The organism is Raineyella sp. LH-20 (assembly GCF_033110965.1).
GTDB lineage: Bacteria > Actinomycetota > Actinomycetes > Propionibacteriales > Propionibacteriaceae > Raineyella.
Genome location: NZ_CP137003.1, coordinates 1,266,735 through 1,291,282, shown reverse-complemented (window position 1 = coordinate 1,291,282; position 24,548 = coordinate 1,266,735). Strand labels below are relative to the sequence as shown.

Below are 24,548 nucleotides of genomic sequence, written 5' to 3'. Positions count from 1 at the left end.
TGGTTCTCCCCCCCGGCAGGACGGCCGCTGCCTGCGCAGCCGCCGCCCCGTCGATCACCGCGTCGGGACCGCAGCCCCCGAGGCGTACGCGGACAGGTCGACGACCCGATCACAGGCGTCGCGGACCGCCGGGTCGTGGGTGATCACCAGCACCGCAGCGCCTGCGGTGGCCGCCCACAGATCGGCGACCAGGGCGGCCGCGGTCTCCTCGTCGAGGTGTTCGGTCGGCTCGTCCAGGATCACCACGTTCGCGTCCCCGACGAACAACCGGGCGGCCGCGAGCCGTCGGGCCTCTCCGCCGGACAGCCGGCCGCCGTGCTCGCCCACCGTCCGTTCCGGGGCCAGGTCGAGGCCCGCCAGGTGCAGCGCGTCGACCACCTCGTCCGGGGTGGCGTCCCGCCGGCCGATCCGTACGTTCTCGTCGACGGAGGTGTCGAAGACGTGGGCGTCCTGGGCCAGGTAGCCCACCGTGCCGTGCACCTCGACCTCACCGGCCCGCGGCGGGAGCAGCCCCATCACGGTCGCGGCGACCGTGGTCTTGCCCAGACCGCTGCGGCCCACCAGGGCGACCCGCTCGCCGGCACCGACGTGCAGGTCGAGACCGGTCACCACCGGGTCGGCGCCGGGCCAGCCGGCGGCCAGCCCGCGCAGGTCGAGGGACGGGCCGCCGACCAGTCGCTCGGGGCCGGTCTCGCGCCCGGTCGGCGGGGTGGCGAGCACCTCGTCGACCCGCCGCAGCGAGGACCGCACCCGAGTCCAGGTCTGGGCCGCCTCGGCCAGCGGTTCCAGGGCCTCGTGCAGGGCGAGCGGGGTGAGCACCAGCACGGCCAGTTGGACGACCGGCAGGGTGCCCCCCGCGGCAGCCGGGGCACCGACGATCAGCGACCCGAGCACTGCCACCCCGGCGGCCGGCACCTGCAAGGCACCGGACAGTCCGCGGACTCGTGCCGCCCGCTCCTCGGCAGCGGTGAGCCGGGCGTTGAGGGTGTCGATCCGGGCGAGTGCCGCGTCCTGCACTCCGTACGCCACCAGATCGGGGGCCGTACGATGCAGCGCGGCCACCGCGTCGGCCAGTTCGCCGCGCAACGGCGCCAGCGAGGCGTCCGCCCGCCGGGAGGCCGCGCCGGCCAGCCACGGGATGAGGACTCCGGCCAGCACCGCGCTGGCGCCGAGCAGGATCCCCGCCGGCACGGAGAACAGGGTGATGATCACCGTGGTGGCCACCGCGACCAGGCCGGCGGCGGCCGCGGGCACGACGACCCTGACCACCGCGTCCATCACGGCCCGGACGTCGTCGACGATCCGGATCAGCAGGTCGCCGCGGCGCCGGCCGAGGAGCGTGGTCCGGCTGAGCACGTCGTACACGCGCAGCCGCAGCGCGCTCTGCATCCGCAGCGCCAGGTCGTGTCCGAGGAGGCGTTCGGCGTAGCGGAACGCCCCGCGGGAGATGCCGAAGGTGCGGACGGCGGTGATCGCGACCATCAGGTAGAGGATCGGCGGGTGCTGCGCCGCGCGGGACAACAACCAGGCTGAGGTGCCGAGCAGGCCCACTGCTGCGCCGGACGCACAGGCGGCGAGGACCACCGACGCGAGCACCCGGCCACGGCCCTCGGGCAGGGTGCGCACCAGGCCGGACAGCAGGCCGACGGGGCCGGCGGGGGAAGCCCCCGCGACGTCGGAGCGGGCCCGGGATCCGGCCGGGGAGCCTCCAGCGACGTCGCGGGAACGGTCGGACGTACGTGCGGTCATGCCGCCACCTCCATCGCACCGACGGTGACCACGCGATCACAGGCGGCCACCACGGCCGGCCGGTGGGTGACCACCAGGGCGCTCGTGCTGGGGTCGGCGTCGCGCAGGGCGGCCAGCACCCGCCGTTCGGTGTCCGGGTCGAGACCGGCGGTCGGCTCGTCGAGGATCAGCAGGTGACCGCCACCGTGGCTCAGCCGCAGCAGGGCCCGGGCCAGCCCGACCCGTCGCCGTTCACCGTCCGAGAGCCCCTCCGACTCGTCGCCGACTTCGTGGTCGAGGGTCAGTTCGGCGGCACCGGCCCGGTCCAGCGCAGCCCGGATCGCCCCCACCGGGGCGTCCGGCGCCCCGAGGGCGACGTTCGCGCCGACCGTACGTTCCGGCAGTCCGGGAGTCTGACCGACCCAGGCGACGCGGCGACGCCAGGCCGCCAGGTCGACCCGGTCGATCGGCACCCCGCCGAGCAGCACCTCGCCGGCGGAGGGGCGGACGAAGCCCATCAGGGTCGCCAGCAGGGTGGACTTCCCCCCACCGCTGGGGCCGACGACGGCGACGAATTCACCGGGCGCCAGGTCGAGGTCGAGGCTGCGCAACGCGGGGGTCCCGGCACCGGGGTAGGTGACCTGCAGGTCCCGGATCTGCACCGTCGGCGCGGTGGGATCGACCATCGGGGTCTCCGATCCCGGGGTCTGGGACGGGCCGGCCCCGATCCGGGGGGCGTCGATCTCGGCGAAGGCCCGGTCGGCGGCCGCGACGCCCTCGGCGGAGTCGTGGTAGTGGACGCCGACCTCGCGCAGCGGCAGATAGACCTCGGGGGCGAGGACGAGCAGGAACAGGCCGGCGGCAAGGTCCATCTCGCCGTTGACGGTCCGGATGCCGATCGACACGGCGATGATCGCCACCGACAGCGTCGACAGCAGTTCCAGGGTCATCGAGGAGAGGAAGGAGATCCGCAGCGTGCCCATCGTCTCGGCCCGGTTGCGGGCCTCGATCCGCTGCAGTCCGATCGCCTGGGCACGGGCCCGGCCGAACACCTGGAGGGTCGGCAGACCGGCGACCAGGTCGGCGAAGTGGTGGGCGAGGCGGGCCTGGACGTCCCAGCGACGGGCCATCCGGCGTTCCGTGGCCCAGCCGATCAGCGCCATGAAGAACGGGATCAGCGGCACGGTGAGCACCAGGACCAGGGCGGACCAGAGGTCGGAGCTGAGGATCGCCACCCCGACCACCAGCGGCACGGTGACCGCCAACAGGAGCTGCGGGAGGTACTTGGCGTAGTAGCCGTCGAGCGCGTCGAGCCCGTGGGTGACCAGGTCGACCAGGCCGCCGGTGTCCGTACGCGGATCGAGCGGCCGGCCCAGCCGGGCCTCCACCACCTCGTGGCGGAGCTGACCCTTGACCAGGGCGGCGGCGCGCTGGCCCAGCCACGGGTTGATCCCGCGCAGTGCCGCGCGGCCGAGCAGGACCAGGGCAAGCAGCCCGACGGTCCGGCCCAGGCCGTCGAGGCGACCGGTGTCGAACACCCCGGCGATCTGGTGCGACAGCAGCCAGGCCTGGGCGACGACGAGGAACGCGGTCAACGTGCCGACGAGGACCCCGGCGACGAGGTAGATCCTCGTCGCCCGGGCCCTCGCCAGCAGGTTGCGGTGAACAGGTCCCGGCATCAGCCAGCGACGGGACCGGGGATCGCGGCGACGACCGACTCGTCGGCCGGGATGTCCTTGACCGACAGGCGCTTGCGGAACACCCAGTAGGTCCAGGCCTGGTAGGCCAGCACGATCGGCGTCATCACGCACGCGGCGATCGTCATGATCGTCAGCGTGTACGGGCTGGAGGCCGCCTGGAAGACGGTCAGCCCGTTCGCCGGGTCGAGGGTGGACGGGATCGCGTACGGGAACATCGCCGCGAAGACGTTCACCATCAGGGCGAGGACCGCGACGCCGCCACCGATGAAGGCCCAGCCTTCCCGACCACGGGTGTTCATCAGCCACAGCACCACCGTACCGAGCACGGCCAGCAGAGCGGCCGGCCACAGCGACAGTGCCGGAGCAGCCCCCTCCACGCCGCGAGCGGCCCCGGAGAAGCCGAGGTTCATCCAGACCACCAGAGCGGCCATCGCGACGATGGTCACGATGCCGGTGCGTGAACCGATCGTCCTGGCCCGGTCACGGAGCTCGCCGGAGGTCTTGAGAGCGACGAAGGCGGCACCGTGGGTGAGGAACAGGGCCACGAAGGTGATCCCACCGAGCAGGGCGAACGGGGTGAACAGACCGAAGAAGCTGCCGACGGTCTGGTGGATCGTACGGGTGGCGTCGATCGGCAGGCCGCGGACGAAGTTGGCGAAGGCGACGCCGAAGACGAGCGAGGCGACGTACGCCGAGCCGATGATGCAGGCGTCCCAGCCGCGCTTCCAGGAGACCTCACCGCGCTGGTGGCGGTACTCGAAGGAGACCCCGCGCAGGATCAGCGCGAGCAGGACGAGGAACAGCGGCAGGTAGAGGCCGGAGAAGAGGCTGGCGTACCACTCCGGGAAGGCGGCGAAGGTCGCACCGCCGGCGGTGAGCAGCCAGACCTCGTTACCGTCCCAGACCGGGCCGATGGTGTTGAGCAGCACGCGCCGCTCGCGGTCGTCCTTGGCGAGGAACGGCATCAGCATGCCGACCCCGAAGTCGAAACCTTCCAGGACGAAGAAGCCGGTCCACAGGACGGCGATCAGCAGGAACCAGACGATCGGAAGTGCGGTTTCCATGGTGGGCATCCCCTCAGTACGCGAACGACAGCGGCGCGTCGCTCTCGGCGCCGGCCGGTTGGACGGATGGGACCGGCGCGAGACCCTTGCGGATGGCGCGTAGCATCAGCCGGACCTCGATCACAGCGAGGACGCCGTAGATCAGAGTGAAGCCGATCATCGTGATCAGGACCTGGACGGCCGGCACACCGATGGAGACGGCGGGGGCGGTCGGCATCAGACCGAAGACGATCCAGGGCTGGCGACCCATCTCGGTGAAGATCCAGCCGAACGAGTTGGCGATCAGCGGCAGCAGCGGGGCCGCCACCATCATCAGGGTCCAGAACCAGCCGGCGCGCACCGGAGGCAGCTTGCCGCCGCGCACCAGGACGAGGGCGATGATGCCCACGGCGATCGCGAGCATGCCCAGACCGATCATCAGTCGGAAGGACCAGTAGCTGACCGGGACCGACGGGGTGTAGGTCATCGAGTTGGCGACCTCGTCGCCGTAGCGCTCGCGGATCATCTGGGTGTACTGGGCGTCGTACTGCTCACGCAGCGGATTGATGCCCTGCACCGTGCCGTTGAAGGAGCCGGTGGCCAGGAAGGAGGTCACGCCGGGCACCTTGATGGAGAAGACCTCTCGGGAGCCGTCGAGGGTGCCGATGGTGAACAGCGAGAACGAGGCAGGCGTCTCGGTCTCCCAGATCGCCTCGGCGGCAGCCATCTTCATCGGCTGCACGTCGGTCATCACCTTGCCCTGCACGTCACCGGAGATCGCGACCAGAGCGCCGGCGATGATCAGGACCCAGGCGCCGAACTTGGTCGCCCAGCTGTAGCCCTCGGCGTCGTCGGCCGCGTCACCGCTCAGTTCGGTGATGGTCGCCGCCCTGTTGGCCCGGGCGATCCGCAGCAGATGCCAGCCGGCCACGCCGAGGATGAAGGCGGCGCCGGTCATGAACGCGGCGGTCAGGGTGTGCGCGATGGTGGTGAGCGCCACCGGGTTGGTGAGCACCGCCAGGAAGTCGGTCATCTCCGCCCGACCGGTGGTCGGGTTGTAGGTGAAGCCGACCGGGTGCTGCATGAAGGAGTTGGCGACCAGGATGAACAGGGCGCTCAGCATGGTGCCGATGCCGGCGAGCCAGATGGACGCCAGGTGGACGCCCTTGGGCAGCCGGTCACGGCCGAAGATCCAGATGCCCAGGAAGGTCGACTCGAGGAAGAAGGCCACCAGCGCCTCGAAGGCGAGCGGGGCTCCGAAGATGTCGCCGACCATGCGGGAGTACTCGGACCAGTTCATGCCGAACTGGAACTCCTGCACGATGCCGGTGACGACGCCCATCGCGAAGTTGATCAGGAAGAGCTTCCCGAAGAAGTCGGTCAGGCGACGGTAGGACTCCTTGCCGGTGCGGTGATGCATGGTCTGCATCACCGCTACGAGGAGTGACAGCGAAATGGTGAGGGGGACGAAGAGAAAGTGGTACACGGTGGTAATGCCGAATTGCCACCGGGCCAGCAAGACCGGATCCATGAGGCGAATGTAACGGCACGCCCCCTTGACCGCCTCTGTCGAGGCCCACGTCACATACGACGCTGTGTCGTTGCAAAGCGTGACCTGTGCGAGCCGTTCCATTTTTGCTACGCGGGCTGTAGTACTAAGGCCCTCGTTGCTCTAGGATGGCAGCATGCCGAACCTTGGTGACCTCGAACTCCAGGTCATGGAGGTGTTGTGGCGTTCCGACCACGCGATGTCGGTCAGGGAGGTACTTGCCGAGCTGACTCGCGATCGGGACCTCGCTTACACCACCGTGATGACCGTACTCGACCGATTGGCGAAGAAGGACCGGGTGACCCGTGACCTCGACGGGCGCGCCTGGTACTACCGACCCGCCGAGTCGCGCGCGACGCTGATCGCCGAGGAGATGCGGGCCGCCCTGGTCGGCACCTCCGTGCAGCGCCGCGACGCCCTCCGCGAGTTCGTCGACGGGCTCGACCACCAGGACGCCGTCGCGCTGGCCGCACTGCTCACCGCCCGCGCCCGGGACTGACCGGCTGACCGACCGGCCCTTTCCGCGGGCCGGCGGCACCGCCCGGGTAACCTGCCAGACATGTTCGCCCGCCTGCGCCTCGACCCGTTCCTGCTGGCCATCGTCACCTCGGCGATCGTCGCCACGCTGGTGCCGGCCCGAGGCGCGGGCGCGACGGCACTGTCGAACGCGGTCACCGTCGGCATTGCCCTGCTGTTCTTCCTGTACGGCGCCCGGATGCATCCGCGCGACACCCTGGACGGCCTCAGGCACTGGCGGCTGCACGTGGTGATCCTCGGCTTCACGTACGTCCTGTTTCCGCTGATCGGGCTGGCGCTCGGCTTCCTGGTGCCGCTGGGGGTGCTCACCCCGGCGCTCTACGTCGGCCTGCTCTACACCACCCTGTTGCCGTCCACGGTGCAGTCGTCGGTGACCTTCACCTCGATCGCCCGCGGCAACGTCGCGGGCGCCGTGGTCTCCGCCTCGATGTCCAATCTGATCGGGGTGTTCCTCACCCCACTGCTGGTGATCGCGCTGATGAACACCACCGGGCATGCCTCGGTGCATCCCGAGGCGGTCCTCGACATCGTCCTGCAGATCCTGGTGCCGTACGTGCTCGGCCAGCTCTCCCGGCGCTGGACGGCGGCGTACGTCACGAAGCACAAGAAGCCACTGCGCCTGGTGGACCAGGGCATCATCGTGCTCGTCGTCTACTCCGCGTTCTCCGCCGGGCGCCGCGAGCACATGTGGGCGCAGGTCTCGCTGCTCCAGGTGCTCGCCCTGGTCGCCACCTGCCTGGTGGTGCTGGCCGTGGTGCTGGGGCTGACCTGGTGGCTGGCGGGCCGGCTCGGCTTCAGCCATGAAGACCGGATCGCGATCCAGTTCTGCGGCTCGAAGAAGTCCCTGGCGACCGGTCTGCCGATGGCCGCGGTGCTCTTCGCCGGCCAGCCGATCGGTCTGGTGGCCCTGCCTCTGATGGTGTTCCACCAGGCCCAGCTGATGGCCTGCTCGGCGTTGGCCCAACGCTATGCCCGGTCCGGAGCACCGGTCGACGCGGCGGCTGACCCGACCACCTGACACTCTCCCGTCCCGACACCCCGTCCGGCGACGCCCCATCTGAGGCCCGGGAGGTCGTGGCTACATCCGCCGTCCCGTTCCCACCCGGTAGCGCAGGAACAGTTCGTCGCCGGCGCCAAGCACCTCCAGCAGCTGCAGCGGGACGGGGGCGTCGTAGCCGTCGGTCCGCAGGATCCGCGGCCCGTCCCCGCCGACCAGCACCGGCGAGACGGTGAGGAACAGTTCGTCGACCACCCCGGCACCGATCAGGCTGCCGAGGACCGCCGGGCCGCCCTCGCTGAGCACCCGCACCATGCCCGCCGCCCGCAGCGCGGCGACCGCGCCGGGCAGCGACGGGCGGCCGTCCGGCCCGGGCTCGACCTCCAGGAAGTGGGCGTACGGGGCGAGCCGGGCCCGCCGCCCAGGATCGGCCCCGGGCACGGTGACCACCCAGGGCAGCGCATCCGGCCCCTGCGCCGCGGCATCGGCGAAGGCCGGCAGGGCCGGGTCGAGGTCGAGGCTGCCGGAGACGATCGCGAGCAGCGGCCGGGGCGTACGCCTGCGGGAGAGCCGCCAGTCGCGGACCGGGGCCGGCAGGTCGAGCAGGCCGTAGCCCTCGGCACGGACCGTACCCGCGCCGACCAGCAGGACGTCGCACCACCCCCGCAACGCCGCCAGCAGCGCCTGGTCGGCGGCACCGGTGAGGGCACCGACCCGGCCGGCGATGGTGGCGTGACCGTCGACCGACTCGACCATGTTGGCCCGTACGCCCGGTTCCTCCCCCAGTGCCCGGACCAGGTCGAGGTCACCCAGGGCGGGCTCGGTGCCGGTCAGCCGGCGGATCGGTGGCCTGCCGGGACCCGGGCTCATCGGCGCTTCGGGGCTCATCGGCGCCTCCGGGCTCATCGGCGCCTCCGGGCTCATCGGCGCCTCCGGGCTCATCGGATCGGCCTGGTCTCGCGGAGGCGTACGGCCACCTGGCCCCTCGAGGTGACGCCGAACTTCGCCAGGATGTGCTCCACGTGCCCGTCGACGGTGCGGGTGGAGATGGTGAGCCGGGTGGCGATCTGCTTGTTGCTGAGCCCCTCGGCCACCAACTCGGCGACCTGGGCCTCGCGCTTCGTCAGGCCCGCCTCCGCCGGTGTCGTCACCGGGGTGAGGGCGAGTTCGGCAAGCCCCACCTCGATCGCCTGGCGCAGGTCCAGATCGGCGGTCTCCGCCATCAGCGCCTCGGCCTCCTCACGGCCGAGCACCCGCAGGATCCGCTCGCGGCTCTCCCGGGCGTCTCCGGCCAGACCGGGTCCGAACGCGTCGATGCCGGTGCCCTGGGCCCGCCACAGGGCGTCCGCGGCGCCCTGCAATCGGGCCGCCCGGCGCACCTCGCCGCCTGCCATCACCACCTGGCAGGCAAGTAGGAGGACGTGCGGGGTGCAGATGCCGTCCTCGAAGACCTCCTGCAGCCGCAGGGCGTCCGTGGCGTACGCCCGCACCCCGGCCAGGTCGCCCTGTCGCCAGCGGACGATGCCGCTCACCCACAGGGCGTACGCCTTGACCCAGGCCTCACCGTTGCGGCGGCTCTCGGCGAGGATCTCCGCACACGTCTCCCCGCCGCCGGTCGGATCGCCGGAGTAGATCTGGCACAGCGCGAGCTGGAACATGGCCGTCTGCATCGCGGCGATGTCGCCGACCTCTCGCAGCACCGCGATGCCACGCCGGTAGAGCTCGACGCCCCGGGCCGGTTCGCCCTCGAAGAGGCAGTAGAGGCCGTTCCAGGTGTCGACCTCGGCCAGCCGTCGCCGGTCGCCCAGCTCGGTCGCCAGGTCGTACGCCTCCGCCAACGTACGGGCCGCGTCCGCGTGGTCACCCTGCAGCATCGCCACCCAGGAGACGACCAGCAGGCACTCGCAGCGCAGCGGCGCGGCGACGTCGGGCAGCGCCAGCACCCGCTCCAGTCGGTAGCGGCCGGCGGCCATGGTGTGGCCGCCGGCCCAGAAGTAGCGCAGGTTGGCGGCGATCGCCGCGGCGGTGTCGTGGGCCGCCGGATCGGCGATCCCCCAGTCCATCGCCGCCACCACCTCGGCGACGTCGCGGCGGGCCCGGCGCAGCCACTGCGCCTGGTGTGGCCCGGCCCATTCCCGGTGCATCTGGCCGCTGCGCTCGAGGACGAGCCGGGCGTGGCGTCGGCGCAGGTCCTCCCACTCGTCGGCGCGGACCGCGACACGGGCCCCGTAGTCGCGCATGGTGACCAGTTGACGGTAGTGGGTGCCGCCGTCGACGGGTTCGGCGATCAGCACCGATTTGGCGACCAGACCGTCGAGCAGGTCGATCACGTCGGCCGGGTCGATCGCGCCGTACCCGGCGACGGTCTCGACGGCGTCCAGGTCGGCGCCGCCGCGGAACACTGACAGCCGCGACCAGAGCAGTCGTTCGGCGGGGGTGCACAGCTCGTAGCTCCAGTCGACCAGCGCCTCGAGCGTACGGTGCCGGGGCAGGATGTCGCGGGGCGACCCCTTGAGCAGGGAGAACCGCTGGTCGAGCCGGTCCAGCAGGTCCCCCACGCCGAGCGCCCGCAGCCGGGCGGCGGCCAGCTCGATCGCCAACGGCATCCCGTCCAGGTGGCTGCACAACTCGACGACCTGCGCGCAGTTGTCCGGCCCCACGATGAGCCGGACACCGGCCCGATCGGCCCGATCGACCAGCAGCAGGACCGCCTCCGACTCCCGGACGACGTCCAGGTCGGCACAGGAGGCGGGCACCTGCAGCGGCGGCACCACCTGCACCTGTTCACCCCGGATCCCCAGCGGTTCGCGGGAGGTCGCCAGGATCCGGACCCCGGGACACTCCTGGAGGATCACCCGGGCCAGCTCGGCGGCGGCCTCGAGCAGGTGCTCACAGTTGTCGAGGACGAGCAGCAGGCTGCGCGGACGCAGGTGGCCGAGCACCTGTTCCACCGGGTCCTGCACCGACTGGTCGACCGGCTGCACCGCCGAGGCGGTGCGCCAGGGCACGTCCGCCGGGTCGGAGATGGCGTCCAGGGTGACGACGGCTGTCCCGTCGGGGAAGTCCTGGTCCAGCCGGGTGCACAGCTCGGCCGCCAGCCGGGTCTTGCCGATGCCGCCCGGCCCGACCAGGGTCACCAACCGGCGCTGCCGGACCAGGTCCACCAGATGGCACACCAGTTCCTCGCGGCCGATGAAGGACGTCAGCGGTGTCGCCGGCGCCGGTGATAGCGACAGTTCGGTCACGGGTGGCTCCTCGACGGCGAGATTCTCCCCAGCGTAACGCGCGCGGACGCCGGACCACGGGTCACCAGGGCCGACCCGGTCCGCCCCGCACCCGGCACGGGGGATCGCCCGGGCCCGTCGGCACCCGCGCCGCGGGGGCGGATACGGGTAGTTCTACGGATACCGAGCAATCTGTGACCCACCTTACATTCATGGCCACGGACACGACTCAAGGAGGAGTCCATGACGTTCTTCATGCACCGGCTCGCCGAGGTGCTCGGGGCACCGGAGCCCCAGGAGGCCCCGCAGCCCGCGCTGCGTCCCGCGCTCCCCCTCGCCCGCAACGAGGGCACGGATCGCCAGGTCGCCCTGCGGTCGCTGGCCGAGCAGCTGGTCTGCGAGGCCAACGCGGTCATCGAGGACCCGGACTCCCACCTGTCGCTGGACGACGAACTGGGCGGGGAGGATCTCGCCTTCACCATCACCTGCCGCGACCACCGTGCCCGCGTCTCCACCCACTACACCGGCGGTCGGACGGTGGGCCGGATCCTCTCGGCCGACCTGCCCCAGGGCGAACCGCAGGAACTGGTCGGGCCGGAGTCGCTGCCCGACCTGCTGGTCCGGCTGGTCGTCGCCGCCGGTCTGCACAACGACCGGCAGGTCCACATCAGCTGAGCCCGGCGACACCGCGATCGTACGGTCGGCCCCAGCGACTCCCGGCCGGCGACTCCCACCAGCCCGCCGCCCCACCCCACCGCACCACTCGGTGCGCACCCCCGACCCCGGTCGACGAGGACCGGTCCACACAGGAAGGAGGTCAGTCACGTGCAGTACGAGCTGAAGACCCAGATCATCGAGCCGCTTCGCCAGACTTTCACGCCACTGATCGAGCGCTACGGCGACAAGCCCGCCACCCGCTACCAGGAGGGGACCATCGGCCTGCAGGCCGTGGAGAACTTCCACTACCGCCCGACCTGGGACTCCGAGCGTGAGCTCTATGACCCGGACTACAGCGCTCTCAAGCTGACCGACCCGTACTCCTACACCGACCCGCGGCAGTACTACTACACGCCGTACGTCACCAACCGGGCCGCCATGCACGAGGCCTTCGGCAAGACGCTCGACTACGTGACCGACCACGGCCTGCTGGACCGTACGCCGCAGACCTGGCAGCAGCTGATCGCCGAGGTGATCATCCCGCTGCGCCACTACGAGTCCGGCGCACAGATGCTCTACTCCAACGCCTGCCGCTTCGGCTACGGCGCCTCCATCACCCAGTGCTGCGCGTACGAGGGCTTCGACCGGGCCGGCAACGCCCAGCTGATCTCCCGGGTCGGGATCGCCCTGGGCGCCGAGAGCGCCGCCGTGCTGAAGACCGCCAAGGCCCAGTGGATCGACGCCCCGCACCTCCAAGGGCTGCGGGAGGTCGAGGAGAAGCTGCTGGTCGAGCAGGACTGGGCGGTCGCGGTGATCGGGCTGGACCTGGTCGACGAGCTGCTCGACGCGCTGGTCTATCGCCACCTCGACGAGGAGGCGATCCTCTCCGGCGCCGGCGCGTACTCGCTGCTCGCCCAGCACATCGGCACCTGGTGGACCGAGCACCGCAAGTGGCTCGACCCGCTGTACAAGGCGTGGCTCGCCGACGAGCAGTACGGCGAGGCCAACAAGGCCGCCATCGCCGCCGCCGTCACCGGGTGGCTGCCGCGGGCGCTGGCTGCCGTCGAGCCGCTGGCCGCGCGGGCCGCCGAGCTGGCCGGCACCGACTCGGTCGCCGCCGTCCGTACGCACGCCGCCGTGGTCGCCGACAAGTTCCGCGCCCTCGGCCTCCCGATCGACACCGTCCTCGACACCCAGGGAGCCTGAGATGACCGAGAACATCCTGGACAACCGGCCGGTCAGCATCGACCTGCAGGAGACCGAGAACAACCGGGCGCTGATCACCGCGATCGAGGGCGACAACCCGGACCTGATCATCAACCACTTCCCGGGCCTGGTGAAGCTGCAGGCCCCCGGCCGTCTGGAGATCAACCGCGAGAGCGTCGAGGCCCAGCTCGGCCGCTTGTGGGAGACCCACGAGTTCCAGATGGCGATCGTGACCCTGGCCGGCAACATCTCCGAGTGGGACGAGGACCGCATCGTCATCTCGTGGGGCCCCAAGGTCGAGGACGACGAGGAAGACGAGGACTGACCCATGACCACCATCACTCCCAACAGCGCTGCGCCCGACCAGCCGCAGGCCCAGTCCCCGAAGCCGGCCGGCAAGCCGAAGAAGCTGTCGATGAAGGCGCGCTACAGCGCCCTCACCCGTGACCTCGACTGGCAGCCGTCGTACGTCTCCGAGGAGGAGATGTACCCCCACACCACGTACGAGGGCATCAAGATCCACGACTGGTCCAAGTGGGACGACCCGTTCCGGCTGACCGTCGACGCCTACTACCGCTACCAGGCGGAGAAGGACAAGCGGCTCTACTCGGTCCTCGACGGCTTCGCACAGGGCCAGGGCCACCTCACCCTCGCCCACGCCAGCTACCTCAACGCGATGAAGATCTTCCTCGGTGGGGTGACCCCGCTGGAGTACCAGGCGCACCGCCACTTCGCGTATCTGGCGCGCCAGTTCAACGGCCCGGGCCCGCGGTTCGCGGCACTGTGCCAGTCGGTCGACGAGATCCGCCACGCGCAGACCGAGATCCACACGCTGTCGAACTACAACAAGTACTACAGCGGCTTCCACAACTTCACCACCCAGCACGACCGGGTCTGGTACCTGTCGGTGACCAAGTCGTACTTCGACGACGCCCTGTCGGCCGGCCCGTTCGAGTTCATGATCGCGATCGGGTTCTCCTTCGAGTACCTGCTCACCAACCTGCTGTTCGTGCCGTTCATGTCGGCCGCCAGCTTCAACGGCGATCTGCCGACGATGACCTTCGGCTTCTCCGCGCAGTCCGACGAGTCCCGGCACATGACGCTGGGCCTGGAGGCGATCAAGTTCATCCTCGAGCAGGACGAGGCCAACGTGCCGATCGTCCAGGAGTGGGTGGACAAGTGGTTCTGGCGGGGCTACCGGGTCACCGGCCTGGTCGCCGCGATGCTCGACTACATGCTGCCGCGCCCGGTGATGAGCTGGAAGGAGGCCTTTGAGCTCTACTTCGAGCAGCAGATGATGAAGGGCCTCTTCCCGGACCTGGCGCTCTACGGCATCCGCCCGCCGAAGCACGTCGAGCAGGCGGTCTGGGAGAAGGACCACCTCTCCCACTGGCTGTACGACGTCCTCTACCAGTTCAGCCACGCCGCGAACTTCACCACCACGGTGCCCGACGCAGAGCACATGGACTGGCTGTCGCAGGCCTACCCGGACACCTTCGACCAGGAGTACCGGGCCAAGTGGGACGAGATGCGGGCCCTGGACGAGGCCGGCAAGCGCTTCACCTATCCGGGTCTGCCGGAGCTGTGCCAGACCTGTCAGATCCCGATGGCCTTCAAGGTGCACGGCGACTCGGCCCACATCGCGCAGTTCCACTCCGACCACGAGGGGGAGCACTACAACTTCTGCTCCGAGGCCTGCAAGTGGATCTTCGACCGTGAGCCGGAGAAGTACCGCCAGGCGTGGCTGCCGGTGCACCAGATCTACCAGGGGAATTGCGGCGGCCCGACCATCCCCGACGTGCTGGCCTGGTACGGCTACCAGGAGGGCGACAACGGGGAGTTCGTCGGCAGCGTCGACGACGTCAACTGGCAGAAGTGGCACCAGCAGATCGAGGACAAGCTCGGAAAGGACGCCTGACCATGGCGATCAAGGCTCTCTACGACTACACCTACCCGTCCCGGTCGGCACAGTCCTTCTACGGCGACGACATGCTGGTCAACCTGTGGCAGATCGACGACCGGTGGTTCTGCTCGCCGGCCACCGTCCGGGTGCCCCGGGCGATGACCTGGAAGGACTTCTACCAGACCCAGTTCCTGCCGTACGTCTCCGCCAACCCGCACACCACGGGTGACGAATCGTACGCCTGGACCCTGGTCGACGACGCCTTCAGCCCGCAGGACGACCAGACCCTCGAGGAGCTCGGCGTCCGGCACAAGAACACCCTGGGCTTCACCCGGGCCTGACCGACGACCGCTGGGAGGGGCCGGGACGACCCCGGCCCCTCCCGGCATCCCCAGCCCAACGGTCCGATCGCCGACCGATCTCGACCGATCCACCCCATTCCGCCACCCGTCAGAGAGAACCGCAGGGACACCATGAGCCACACCGTCACCGTTGAACCGCTCGGCCGCGAGGTCGAGGTCGCCGACGACCAGACCATCCTCGAGGCCTGCCTGCGGGCCGGTGTCTGGCTGCCCCACTCCTGCACCCACGGCACCTGCGCCACCTGCAAGGTGGACGTCCTCGACGGCGAGGTCGACCACGGCGAGGCGTCCAGCTTCGCGCTGATGGACTTCGAGCGCGAGGAGGGCAAGACCCTCACCTGCTGCGCCCGGCCGCAGAGCGACGTCACCATCGAGGCCGACATCGACATCGACGAGGAGCTGGAGATCCACCCGGTGCAGGACTACACCGGCACCATCGTCGAGATCACCGACATCGCCCACGAGATCAAGCGGCTGCGGATCGAGCTGGACCGCGACCTCTTCTTCAACGCCGGGCAGTACCTGCGCGTCGTGGTGCCGGGCACCGACGGCATCGACCGGACCTGGTCGATGGCCAACCCACCCACCGAGCACCGGGTGGTCGAGTTCCAGGTGCGCAATGTCCCGGGCGGTGTGGCCACCGACGGCTGGCTGTTCAAGGACGCCGCGGTCGGCGACACGGTGCAACTCTCCGGTCCGTACGGCCGCTTCGTGCTGCGCACCTGGGAGGAGGACACCCCGGTGATCATGCTCGGCGGCGGCACCGGCCTGGCCCCGCTCGCGTCGATGGTCAAGCACGCCCTGGTCGACGAGGCGTACGACGGCCACATCACCCTCTACGCGGGTGGCCGCACCGTGGCGGACCTCTACGACGTGGACGTCTTCCGTGAGCTGGCCGAGGAGTACCCCGACCAGTTCACCTTCCACCCGTGTGTCTCCGACGAGACGGCACCGGACGGCTACCGCACCGGCTTCGTCAGCACGGCGATGGAGGAGGACTTCGACAAGCTGATCGGCTACCAGGGCTACATGTGCGGGTCGCCACGGATGGTCGAGGGCTGCCTGAAGTCGTTCATGAGCCGGCGGCTGTTCCCGCGCGACATCTTCCACGAGGACTTCTTCAACGAGGGCGACAAGCAGGCCGGGGTGAACTCCCCACTGATCAAGCGCTGAGGCCGACGGAGCGGTCGGCCGGCGGTCGGGCAATTCGTGGTCGGCGACCGGCGGTCGGCGCTACACCCCGGGTCCGGGACCCAAGCTGTGGAGTCGTACGGCCGCACCGGGCCGACTCCGCTCGGAAGGTCTTCCGCTCGGTCCGTGAATGGCTACGGTGGGCACATGCTCGTCGCCTTCTCCGTGGCCCCCTCCGGTGGGGACAACCCCGACGCCTCCCTGCACGAGGCGGTCGCGGCCGCTGTCCGCGTCGTCCGCGAGTCCGGCCTGCCCAACCACACCGACGCGATGTTCACCACGATCGAGGGTGAGTGGGACGAGGTGATGGACGTGGTCAAGCGGGCCACCGAAGCGGTCGGGGCGTACGGCACCCGGGTCTCCTTGGTGCTGAAGGCCGACATCCGTCCCGGCCACAGCGGCGAACTCACCGGCAAGGTCGCCCGGGTCGAGGCGACGCTGGCGGCCGAGACGAAGGGCACCGCCTCGGACGTCACCGCACCGGACGCCACCGAAACACACACCGCCGAAGCACACACCACCGGCTCGAGCACCGCCGAAGCGCACACCACCGAAGAACACACCGCCGGGAGCGACGGTGGCGGGGTCGGCGGTGCGGGCTCATGAGGCGACTCCCGCTGTTCCCGCTCGGGGTGGTCCTGTTTCCGGGCATGCCCCTGCAGCTGCAGGTGTTCGAGCCCCGCTACCTGCGCCTTCTGGAGGATCTGGCCGAGCAGGATCCGCAGGAGCGGGAGTTCGGCGTGGTCGCGATCCGCGAGGGCTCCGAGGTCGGCACCCGCCGGGTCCACAGCGTGCACAGTGTCGGTTGCGCGGCCCGGCTGGCCTCCGCACGCTCCCTCGGGGAGCGCTTCGTGATCCGGGTGATGGGCACCTGGCGGTTCCGGCTGGACGGGATCGACGCGGCGGCCGAGACGCCGTACGCCACCGGTCTGGTGACGCCGCTGTCGGAGATGCGGGGCAGCGCGACCCGGGTGGCCGAGCACGCCCGCGAGGTGCGCCGGGCATTGGAGACGTACGCCACTGCGCTGAACGGGGAGATCCCGCCGCTGCCGGAGGATCCGGACGAGCTGGCCTACACGGTGGGGGCACTGGTCCCGCTCAGCATTCCCGACCAACAAGAGCTGCTGGCGGCAGCGACCACCGAGGAACGGCTGGTGGTGGCGCGGGACCGGTTGCGGCGCGAGGCGGGGCTGATCCGGGCCACGCATTCGCTGCCGTTCCGGCGCAACGTCGGCGACATCTCGCCGAACTGAGCCGGTCGCCGGGCTGAGGCAGGGCCCGGGGCGAACCACGAGGCGTCACTGGGACCCGGCGGCGGGCCGCGATGGACTATACGGTCGACCCCGGGCATACGGTCGACCCGGGCATGCGATCGGGATCAGTGATTCGGCCAAGCCCGGGGGTGCAGCCGGCCCGGCCGATGGGCCAGGATCCGGGGTGACGTCTGATCCGGAGTGAAGCCAGGATCCGGCGGGCCTCAGGCCGGGACGACCGTGTAGCCCGCCTCGTCCACCGCCGCGGCGATGGCCTCGAAGGTGATCATGGTGTCGGCGGTGACGACCATCCGGCCGGACTCCAGGTCCACGTCGACCGCGGTGACGCCGTCGACGGCGCTGACCTCCTCGGTCACCGAGGTGACGCAGTGGCCGCAGCTCATGCCGGAGACGGTGTAGGCGGTGGTGGCCATGGAAGTCCTCCCGTGGAGTCGGCGTCGCGGCGAACGGGCGCCACGGCGGTTGTGCTGGTGAGAAGCGTACGCCGCACCGGCCGGGCCGGACGACTCGCTCAGCGGAGGCGTGCCACCCTCAGCAGCACCGTCGGGGTCAGGACCGGACGAGCCGGGCGATCGCCGCGGAGGCCTCGGCCAACTTCTGGTCGGCCTCCTCACCGCCGGCCTCGATCGCGTGCATGACGCAGTGCGAGAGGTGCTCGTCGAGCAGCCGCAGCGCGGTCGATTCCAGGGCTTTGGTGACAGCAGAGATCTGGGTCAGGATGTCGATGCAGTACTGATCCTCGTCGACCATCCGCTGCAGGCCGCGGACCTGGCCCTCGATCCGGCGCAGTCGACGGACGTAGTCCTGCTTGCTGTCGGCGTAGCCCCACGGGTTGTCGGTGGCGCAGCAGCCGGCGGCACCCTCCTGTGCGGCGGGAGCGTCGGTCACGACGGCCTCGTCCTCGGCATCGACCACCGCTGAGACGTCCGTACGTTCCTCGAGGGTCAGGGCGACCACCCGGGCGGGATCCGCAACGGTCGTCCGGTGGCCGCCACAGCAGCTCGGCGCCGACCCGACCGAGGTCGTGGCGTCCGTCGATCCGGCGACTGCCGTCGTCTCGGCTTCCATCATGAACCTCCTCCGTTCACCCCCATGATGCCCGGTGGGGTATCCACCCGGCCCCCGATCCGCATACTGGGGGGATCGTCCCCCCAGACTACCCGCCGAACACCGGGGACAGCCGCTCGGTGGCACGGTATACAAAAGGTCACGACGGGATCACGGCGGCGCAACATCTCTTGATTCGTTCGCCGTAGTCACGCCCCGATCGAACCGCCACGGATCGAAAGAGTTATACACAACGCGTGTGGAAATGCCACATTCCAAGGCCGCTGTCAACCTGCCAGACCAGCGATGCCACTGGTCTGACGATTGCCTTGAAAGAAACTTCATCCACCGCGAGCCAAGATTAAAAGCCCTTGTCAGGGCTATGTCGGCAAAGGTCGGACCGATCCCGGACCGAGGCAGTCCACAAGTTGTCCCCCTACCCAGAGACAGTCTCCACAAGCATCCCCCGGTTGTCCACATGGCCTGTGGATAACCGGTCTGGCGAGCGGGCCTGCGAGCGTCTACGGTGGAGCTCCGCCGGTCCGGAGGACCGGGCGGAGACGAACCCCGACGGCCGAGAGGGACGGTCCGGCGGCAGGTTCTATGCGCCGTCATCCGGCAGTGAACGTACGTCGCACAGCGGTCGTACGCGCAGTGTCAGAGCCTGCGCCTAGGGTCGGTCCCAGCAATGGGCGCAGCGTCGGAAAAGGGGGAGTCATGGGTGTCGTCGGGCTGGAACAGGCCTGGAACGCCGACCATCGGGAGCCTGACCGCCCTGGGCCCGGTCCCGATCGCCAGCCGCCGCAGGATCTGGTTGCCGAGCAGAGCGTGCTGGGCGCGATGATGATCTCCAAGGACGCGATCGCCGAGGTCATCGAGCTCGTCCGCAGCGACGACTTCTACAAGCCCGCCCATGAGCTGATCTTCGACGCGATCATCCACCTGTACTCCCTCGGCGAGCCCGCCGACGCCATCACCGTGGCCGAGCAACTGACCAAGCGCGGCGACATCGCCCGCGTCGGCGGCCACACCTACCTGTACGACCTGGTCGCCTCGGTGTCCGTCGCCGCGAACGCCGGCTACTACGCCCAGATCGTCCGCGACAAGGCCGTCCTGCGCCGCCTCGTACAGGCCTCGATCAAGATCGCCCAACTCGGCTACAACGCCGAGGGCGACGTGGACGACATCGTCGACGAGGCCCAGGCCACGATGTTCGCCGTCGCCGATCGGCGGACGACGGAGGACTACAAGCCGCTGGAGCAGCTGATCGAGCCGACGATGGACCAGATGGAGCTGATCGAGGCCCAGGGCGGCGTGATGAGCGGCGTCCCCACCGGCTTCGCCGAGCTCGACGAGCTGACCGCCGGCCTGCACGCGGGCCAGATGATCATCATCGCGGCCCGACCGGGCATGGGGAAGGCGCTCGCTCTCGACACCCCGCTGCCCACCCCGACCGGGTGGACCACCATGGGTGACGTACGCGTCGGCGACCGGCTGCTCGACGCGAACGGCCTTCCGACGACCGTGGTCGCGGCGACCGAGGTGATGACCGAACGCCCGTGCTACCGGATCACGTTCTCCGACGGCACGACCGTGGTGGCCGATGCCGAGCACGAGTGGAATGCCACGAACCGCACTATCCGACGCTGGGGGCCCGCTTCGGATCGTCGCGCGGAAGACCCGCGAGTGGCCTCCCTGGCCGCCCTCGTCAGTGCCGGCACTGGCGAACCGGACCGTCAGGTGACCATGGCTGATCTGCTTAACGAGGTCGGCGATGAATACCGCAATACGCTCCACGCCGTCGGCCGCGGGCGCGTGCAGGGCCGTCTCCCCGTCCAGGTCCAGGGCCCCTCGCGCTCGTACACCTGGGGCGCGCCTGCCTACTCCCGACGCGAGATGCTGACCCGGCTGCACGCACGCACGGCCCCCGTGCCCGCCCACACAACCGACCCGATCACAGTCACCACTGAGGTGATGGCCGCGTCTGTCCGATGCGCCGACGGTCGCGCCAACTGGGCCGTACGCACCTGTGCACCGCTCGATCTTCCTGAAGCGCAGCTCCCGGTCCCTCCATACGCCTTGGGGGTGTGGTTGGGAGACGGCCACACGGACGGGGCTCGCTTCGTCACGGCGGACCAGGAAATTGTTGACGCTCTGCGCGCCACCGGTCTGGTGATCGAACGTCGGACTGGTCTGAACCACAGCCTGCGTCGGGAATCGCGTACGGAGTCCGTCCAGGCAGATCTGCGGACCTTGGGAGTCTTGGGCAACAAGCACATTCCCGATGCCTACCAGCGAGCTTCCGCTGCCCAGCGTCTGGAACTGCTGCGCGGTTTGATGGACACCGACGGCACAGTCACGAATGCCGGCGCCTGCCAGTTCGTCGTCACCGACGAGCAACTCGCGGACGACGTTCGCGAACTGGTCGTGAGCCTCGGATGGCGCTGCACCGCGCGGACGAAAGCGGTCCGTGGTCGTGACGCGGCGCGGAGCACCGCCTATCTCCTGAACTTCACGCCTGACGCCCGGGTCTTCCACCTCTCGCGCAAGGCAGCACTGCAGGCTCCGGTCAGCCGGCGCACATCCCGCACCGACACGCGGTACGTCACGGCGGTCGAGCGCATCGACTCAGTGCCCGTACGCTGCGTGCAGGTCGACAATGCCGAGCATCTCTACCTGGCGACCGAGTCGATGATTCCGACCCACAACAGCACGCTGGGGCTGGACATCTGCCGGTCTGCCTCGATCAAGCACGGCCTGACCTCGTGCATCTTCTCCCTCGAGATGAACCAGACCGAGATCACCATGCGGATGCTCTCGGCCGAGGCGTCGGTGCCGCTGTCGCACATGCGCCAGGGCACCATGTCGAGTGACGAGTGGGACCGGGTCTCCGGCAAGGCGAGCCTGATCGGGTCGGCGCCGCTGTTTGTGGACGACTCCCCCAACCTGACGATGATGGAGATCCGCGCCAAGGCCCGCCGGCTCAAGCAGCAGCACGACCTGAAGCTGATCGTGCTCGACTACCTGCAGCTGATGAGCTCCGGCAAGAAGGTCGAGTCCCGACAGTTGGAGGTCTCCGAGTTCTCCCGGCAGATGAAGCTGCTGGCCAAGGAGCTGGAGCTGCCGGTGATCGCGATCTCGCAGCTGAACCGTAACCCGGAGAAGCGCGACGACAAGCGCCCGTCGGTCTCCGACCTGCGTGAGTCCGGCTCGCTGGAGCAGGACGCGGACGTGATCATCCTCGTCCACCGCGACGACTACTACAACAAGGACGACTCCAGCCGCGTCGGTGAGGCCGACATCATCGTCGCCAAGCACCGTAACGGCCCGACCAAGACGGTGACGGTGGCCTTCCAGGGCCACTACTCCCGGTTCACCGACATGGCGCACTGAACGGACTCCTCATGGTTGAGGCGGTAGCGCGGGTCTGAAGCCTCCTGCTTCGAGCATGCTGCGCGCAATGTCGTTCGTGAGGTTGCGGAAGCCGAGGGCGGAGCCGCCGTCAAGAATGCTAGTGTGCTAGCGCTCTACTTCACTGCAATCGTGCGAACACTGCAATCGTGCGAACACTGCACCCGTGCGAAGGATCCAGGGGTTAGGGGGGAGATCCTGGCCCGTTTCGGTCCGGCAGCTGTCAGTGCGTTGTGTGGAGCCGACTTCGACTGGAGACAGCATGGGAAGCGCAGATCGTGGGCGGAAGCGGGCACAGGTAGTCGAACGCGCCCAACCTTTCTCGGCCATCCTGCTGACGGCGTTCGGGATCGTTCTGGTCGTGATCGGGATGTACTTCGCAGCCTTCCGCCCGTCGCTCCTGCCGGAAGACGCGCGGTACGTCGGTGCATCGCTCTCACAGATCCAGGCGGTGGCTCCGGCGATTGCCACGTGGCTCAGGCAGGTCTTCTGGGTGCTCGGCGGATACGTGATCGCGACCGGTGTCCTGACTGTCTATGTCGCGCAGTCGGGGATCCGACGGCGCTCGCCGGCCGCCGCTGTCGTCACAGCGATCGCCGGGGCCGCTTCGATCGGAACGATGGCGGTCGTGAATGTGCTCATCGACTCGGATTTCAAGTGGCCGCTCCTCGCCATCGCCGGGGTCTGGGGCGTGGCTGAGCTCCTCTACCTGTTCGGTCGCTGAGCCGTTGAGTCCGCGTCGCGATGCGGTTGTTGCCGGTGACATCTCCTGATCCGTTGTGGGTGTCAGCGAGCGCGTGAACCAATCACCGACCAGCGCGGCGGCTTGTCGAGGGTGGGAGAGCATCCGATAGACCCTGCCGTTGAATGTGGGGTCGGTCGCCAGGACGTAGTGGCTCATCCAATAGTCCGGTGCCTTCATGATCATCTCGTCACGCCCGGTAGAGCCTGGCACCCGCTTCTCAGGCGCCCGCTCCACCGTCGACCGGGAGGATCGCGCCGGTCACGAACGAGGCGCGGTCACTGAGGAGCCATGCGGCGGCCTCGGCGACCTCCCGGGGCTCGGCCATCCGTCCCAGCGGGATGGTCGCGCTGATCCGCTCGATGGTCCCCGGGGCGGCCGCTTCCCACTCGTCGACCATGTCCGTGGAGGTGCCGCCAGGCGTGATGCCGTTGACCCGGATGCCGGCGGGGGCCAGGTCGACCGCGGCGGTCTCGGTGAGACTGTTGAGCGCGCGCTTCATGGCCCCGTAGGCGGCCAGGCCGGAGTTGGCGCGGCGGGCGCCGATGCTGGAGGTGTTGACGATCGCCCCGCCGCCACTACGCCGCATGAGCGCGACCTCGGCGTTCATGGCGGTCCAGTGCGACCGGAAGTTCACGGTGAACTGGGTGTCGATGTCCTCGTCGCTGGTCGCGTCGACCGGGCCGGGCTGCTGGGCCACGCCCGCATTGTTGAAGGCGCCGTCCAACCGCCCGTGCAGGTCGTCGACGCGCTCGACCGCCGCGCGGATGCTCGCCCGGTCGGCCAGGTCCAGGGTGACGGCGTCGGCGGTGCCGCCGCCGGCGCGGATCTCGGTCACGATGCGCTCGAGGGCATCGGTGCTGCGTGCGGCGAGCACGACCGTGGCGCCCTCGGCGGCGAAGAGCCGGGCGGCGGCTTCCCCGATGCCGCGGCTGGCGCCGGTGATGAAGATGACCTTGCCGGCCAGTAGCCCGACGGGCGCGCTGACGGCGGTGTTCGTGGTGTGTGCCATGCCTCCAGCGTCCGTCAGGCTGCCCGTCGGAGACAGGCACAGGCGGTACCACCCTCCGCAGCCTCGGCCGCGTACACACTGGGCATATGGACAAGCAGGATCTCGGGGCATTCCTTCGCAGCCGCCGCGAGCGGCTGCGTCCGCAGGATGTGGGCCTGCCCTCGGGCCCGCGACGTCGTACGCCGGGCCTGCGTCGGGAGGAGGTCGCGGTCCTGGCACACATCTCCACCGAGTACTACGTCCGTCTCGAGCAGGGGCGCGCGCCACGACCCTCGGCCGACGTCCTGGCCGCGATCGCCGGCGCGCTGCGGCTCACCGACGCCGAGTCCGACCACCTCCACGTCCTGGCGGGGACCGCACCGAACCGGACCGGGCTGCACCGGCGCGACGTACGTCCGAGCATCCGCGCCCTGCTCGAGCGGCTGCCGCAGACGGCCGGCATCGTGACGTCCGCTGCGTTCGAGGTGCTCGCCTGGAACGATCTCGCAGCGGCACTGATGGAGGACTTCGCCCCGCTCGCCCCAGCCGACCGCAACCTCGCACGCCGGGCCTTTCTCGGCCCGCAGGGCACCGGTGCCGCACTGTACGGGGTGTCCGACATCGCCGAGTTCCGCCTGAGCGTGGTGATGCAGCTGCGCACCACACTCGCCCGCTACCCGGCGGACCCGGCCGTACGTGGCCTCGTCGACGACCTCCGCGACGGCAGCACCGACTTCGCTCGGCTCTGGGACCGGCACGACGTGCAGGCACCGCCGATGCTCACCAAGACCTTCCGCCACCCGGTCGTCGGGGACGTCACGCTCGACTGCGACACCCTCATGCTCGCCGACAGCGACCAGCATCTCGTGCTCTACAGCGCGCAACCGGGCTCTCCCAGCGCCGAGGCGCTGGCCCTGCTCAACGTCTTGGGAACAGAGGCCGGCCAGTACGCGCGGTGACGCCACGGCCAGCCATCTGGAGCGTCG

21 protein-coding genes and 1 pseudogene are annotated in these 24,548 nt (G+C 69.9%); 13 read left to right on the top strand and 9 right to left on the bottom strand.

Annotated elements, in window-relative coordinates; translation table 11 throughout:
* Positions 1 to 54: 54 nt before the first annotated feature.
* Genes cydC through R0146_RS05610 form a run of 4 tightly spaced genes read right to left on the bottom strand, consistent with a single transcriptional unit; the run spans position 55 to position 6,002 of the window.
* Positions 55 to 1,749: a thiol reductant ABC exporter subunit CydC gene (cydC, locus tag R0146_RS05625; RefSeq protein WP_317691880.1), complete on the bottom strand. Its 1,695-nt coding sequence runs from the start codon at positions 1,747 to 1,749 to the stop codon at positions 55 to 57.
* Positions 1,746 to 3,407 carry a thiol reductant ABC exporter subunit CydD gene (cydD, locus tag R0146_RS05620; RefSeq protein ID WP_317691879.1) on the bottom strand — a complete coding sequence of 554 codons (1,662 nt, stop codon included), beginning with the start codon at positions 3,405 to 3,407 and terminating at the stop codon, positions 1,746 to 1,748. The genes cydC and cydD overlap by 4 nt, the downstream gene beginning before the upstream one ends.
* On the bottom strand, positions 3,407 to 4,492 hold the full coding sequence (gene cydB / locus R0146_RS05615; protein WP_317691878.1) for a cytochrome d ubiquinol oxidase subunit II: 1,086 nt from the start codon (positions 4,490 to 4,492) through the stop codon (positions 3,407 to 3,409). Before cydB ends, cydD begins: the two co-directional genes overlap by 1 nt.
* Positions 4,493 to 4,505: 13 nt before the next feature.
* Positions 4,506 to 6,002, bottom strand: coding sequence for a cytochrome ubiquinol oxidase subunit I (locus tag R0146_RS05610; protein WP_317691877.1), 1,497 nt, complete (start codon positions 6,000 to 6,002; stop codon positions 4,506 to 4,508).
* Between the two features lie 154 nt (positions 6,003 to 6,156).
* Between R0146_RS05610 and R0146_RS05605 the strand changes: the two genes are divergently transcribed.
* Positions 6,157 to 6,519: a BlaI/MecI/CopY family transcriptional regulator gene (locus tag R0146_RS05605; RefSeq protein ID WP_317691876.1), complete on the top strand. Its 363-nt coding sequence runs from the start codon at positions 6,157 to 6,159 to the stop codon at positions 6,517 to 6,519.
* A 60-nt stretch (positions 6,520 to 6,579) separates the two neighbouring features.
* The gene (locus tag R0146_RS05600) at positions 6,580 to 7,575 is read left to right on the top strand and encodes a bile acid:sodium symporter family protein (protein ID WP_317691875.1); all 996 of its coding nucleotides are present in this window, start codon (positions 6,580 to 6,582) and stop codon (positions 7,573 to 7,575) included.
* A 60-nt stretch (positions 7,576 to 7,635) separates the two neighbouring features.
* Here R0146_RS05600 and R0146_RS05595 read toward each other — a convergent pair whose 3' ends face one another.
* On the bottom strand, positions 7,636 to 8,496 hold the full coding sequence (locus R0146_RS05595; protein ID WP_317691874.1) for a dihydrofolate reductase family protein: 861 nt from the start codon (positions 8,494 to 8,496) through the stop codon (positions 7,636 to 7,638).
* The gene (locus tag R0146_RS05590; RefSeq protein WP_317691873.1) at positions 8,493 to 10,799 is read right to left on the bottom strand and encodes an ATP-binding protein; all 2,307 of its coding nucleotides are present in this window, start codon (positions 10,797 to 10,799) and stop codon (positions 8,493 to 8,495) included. The genes R0146_RS05595 and R0146_RS05590 overlap by 4 nt, the downstream gene beginning before the upstream one ends.
* Positions 10,800 to 11,021: 222 nt before the next feature.
* Here R0146_RS05590 and R0146_RS05585 point away from each other — a divergent pair, with 222 nt between their 5' ends.
* The 8 genes and pseudogenes from R0146_RS05585 (at position 11,022) to R0146_RS05550 (ending at position 17,350) form a co-directional block, all read left to right on the top strand.
* A complete protein-coding gene (locus tag R0146_RS05585) occupies positions 11,022 to 11,453 on the top strand; it encodes a hypothetical protein (protein WP_317691872.1) in 432 nt (143 codons plus the stop codon).
* Positions 11,454 to 11,603: 150 nt separating this feature from the next.
* Positions 11,604 to 12,641 carry a ferritin family protein gene (locus R0146_RS05580; RefSeq protein WP_317691871.1) on the top strand — a complete coding sequence of 346 codons (1,038 nt, stop codon included), beginning with the start codon at positions 11,604 to 11,606 and terminating at the stop codon, positions 12,639 to 12,641.
* Between the two features lies 1 nt (position 12,642).
* Complete coding sequence (locus tag R0146_RS05575) at positions 12,643 to 12,966, top strand: MmoB/DmpM family protein (RefSeq protein ID WP_317691870.1); 324 nt, start codon at positions 12,643 to 12,645, stop codon at positions 12,964 to 12,966.
* A gap of 3 nt (positions 12,967 to 12,969) precedes the next feature.
* The gene (locus R0146_RS05570) at positions 12,970 to 14,559 is read left to right on the top strand and encodes a YHS domain-containing protein (RefSeq protein ID WP_317691869.1); all 1,590 of its coding nucleotides are present in this window, start codon (positions 12,970 to 12,972) and stop codon (positions 14,557 to 14,559) included.
* A gap of 2 nt (positions 14,560 to 14,561) precedes the next feature.
* Positions 14,562 to 14,885 (top strand): phenol hydroxylase subunit P4, encoded by a 324-nt coding sequence (locus tag R0146_RS05565; protein WP_317691868.1) that lies wholly within the window; start codon positions 14,562 to 14,564, stop codon positions 14,883 to 14,885.
* 132 nt (positions 14,886 to 15,017) lie between these two features.
* On the top strand, positions 15,018 to 16,079 hold the full coding sequence (locus tag R0146_RS05560; protein ID WP_317691867.1) for an NADH:ubiquinone reductase (Na(+)-transporting) subunit F: 1,062 nt from the start codon (positions 15,018 to 15,020) through the stop codon (positions 16,077 to 16,079).
* A 165-nt stretch (positions 16,080 to 16,244) separates the two neighbouring features.
* Positions 16,245 to 16,538: pseudogene (locus R0146_RS05555) on the top strand (MTH1187 family thiamine-binding protein); the annotation flags it as partial.
* Between the two features lie 161 nt (positions 16,539 to 16,699).
* Positions 16,700 to 17,350 carry an LON peptidase substrate-binding domain-containing protein gene (locus R0146_RS05550; RefSeq protein WP_317691866.1) on the top strand — a complete coding sequence of 217 codons (651 nt, stop codon included), beginning with the start codon at positions 16,700 to 16,702 and terminating at the stop codon, positions 17,348 to 17,350.
* A 224-nt stretch (positions 17,351 to 17,574) separates the two neighbouring features.
* Here R0146_RS05550 and R0146_RS05545 read toward each other — a convergent pair whose 3' ends face one another.
* A complete protein-coding gene (locus R0146_RS05545) occupies positions 17,575 to 17,784 on the bottom strand; it encodes a heavy-metal-associated domain-containing protein (RefSeq protein ID WP_317691865.1) in 210 nt (69 codons plus the stop codon).
* 136 nt (positions 17,785 to 17,920) lie between these two features.
* The gene (locus R0146_RS05540) at positions 17,921 to 18,259 is read right to left on the bottom strand and encodes a metal-sensitive transcriptional regulator (protein WP_411567188.1); all 339 of its coding nucleotides are present in this window, start codon (positions 18,257 to 18,259) and stop codon (positions 17,921 to 17,923) included.
* A gap of 762 nt (positions 18,260 to 19,021) precedes the next feature.
* On the opposite strand from R0146_RS05540, the gene dnaB reads away from it, so the two are divergent.
* Entirely contained in the window at positions 19,022 to 21,811 is a 2,790-nt protein-coding gene (gene dnaB / locus R0146_RS05535; protein WP_317691864.1) for a replicative DNA helicase, read from the top strand.
* Between the two features lie 280 nt (positions 21,812 to 22,091).
* Positions 22,092 to 22,553: a hypothetical protein gene (locus R0146_RS05530; RefSeq protein ID WP_317691863.1), complete on the top strand. Its 462-nt coding sequence runs from the start codon at positions 22,092 to 22,094 to the stop codon at positions 22,551 to 22,553.
* Positions 22,554 to 22,791: 238 nt separating this feature from the next.
* Here R0146_RS05530 and R0146_RS05525 read toward each other — a convergent pair whose 3' ends face one another.
* On the bottom strand, positions 22,792 to 23,583 hold the full coding sequence (locus tag R0146_RS05525; protein ID WP_317691862.1) for an SDR family NAD(P)-dependent oxidoreductase: 792 nt from the start codon (positions 23,581 to 23,583) through the stop codon (positions 22,792 to 22,794).
* A gap of 86 nt (positions 23,584 to 23,669) precedes the next feature.
* Between R0146_RS05525 and R0146_RS05520 the strand changes: the two genes are divergently transcribed.
* Positions 23,670 to 24,521 carry a helix-turn-helix transcriptional regulator gene (locus R0146_RS05520; protein ID WP_317691861.1) on the top strand — a complete coding sequence of 284 codons (852 nt, stop codon included), beginning with the start codon at positions 23,670 to 23,672 and terminating at the stop codon, positions 24,519 to 24,521.
* The last annotated feature ends 27 nt before the right edge of the window (positions 24,522 to 24,548 follow it).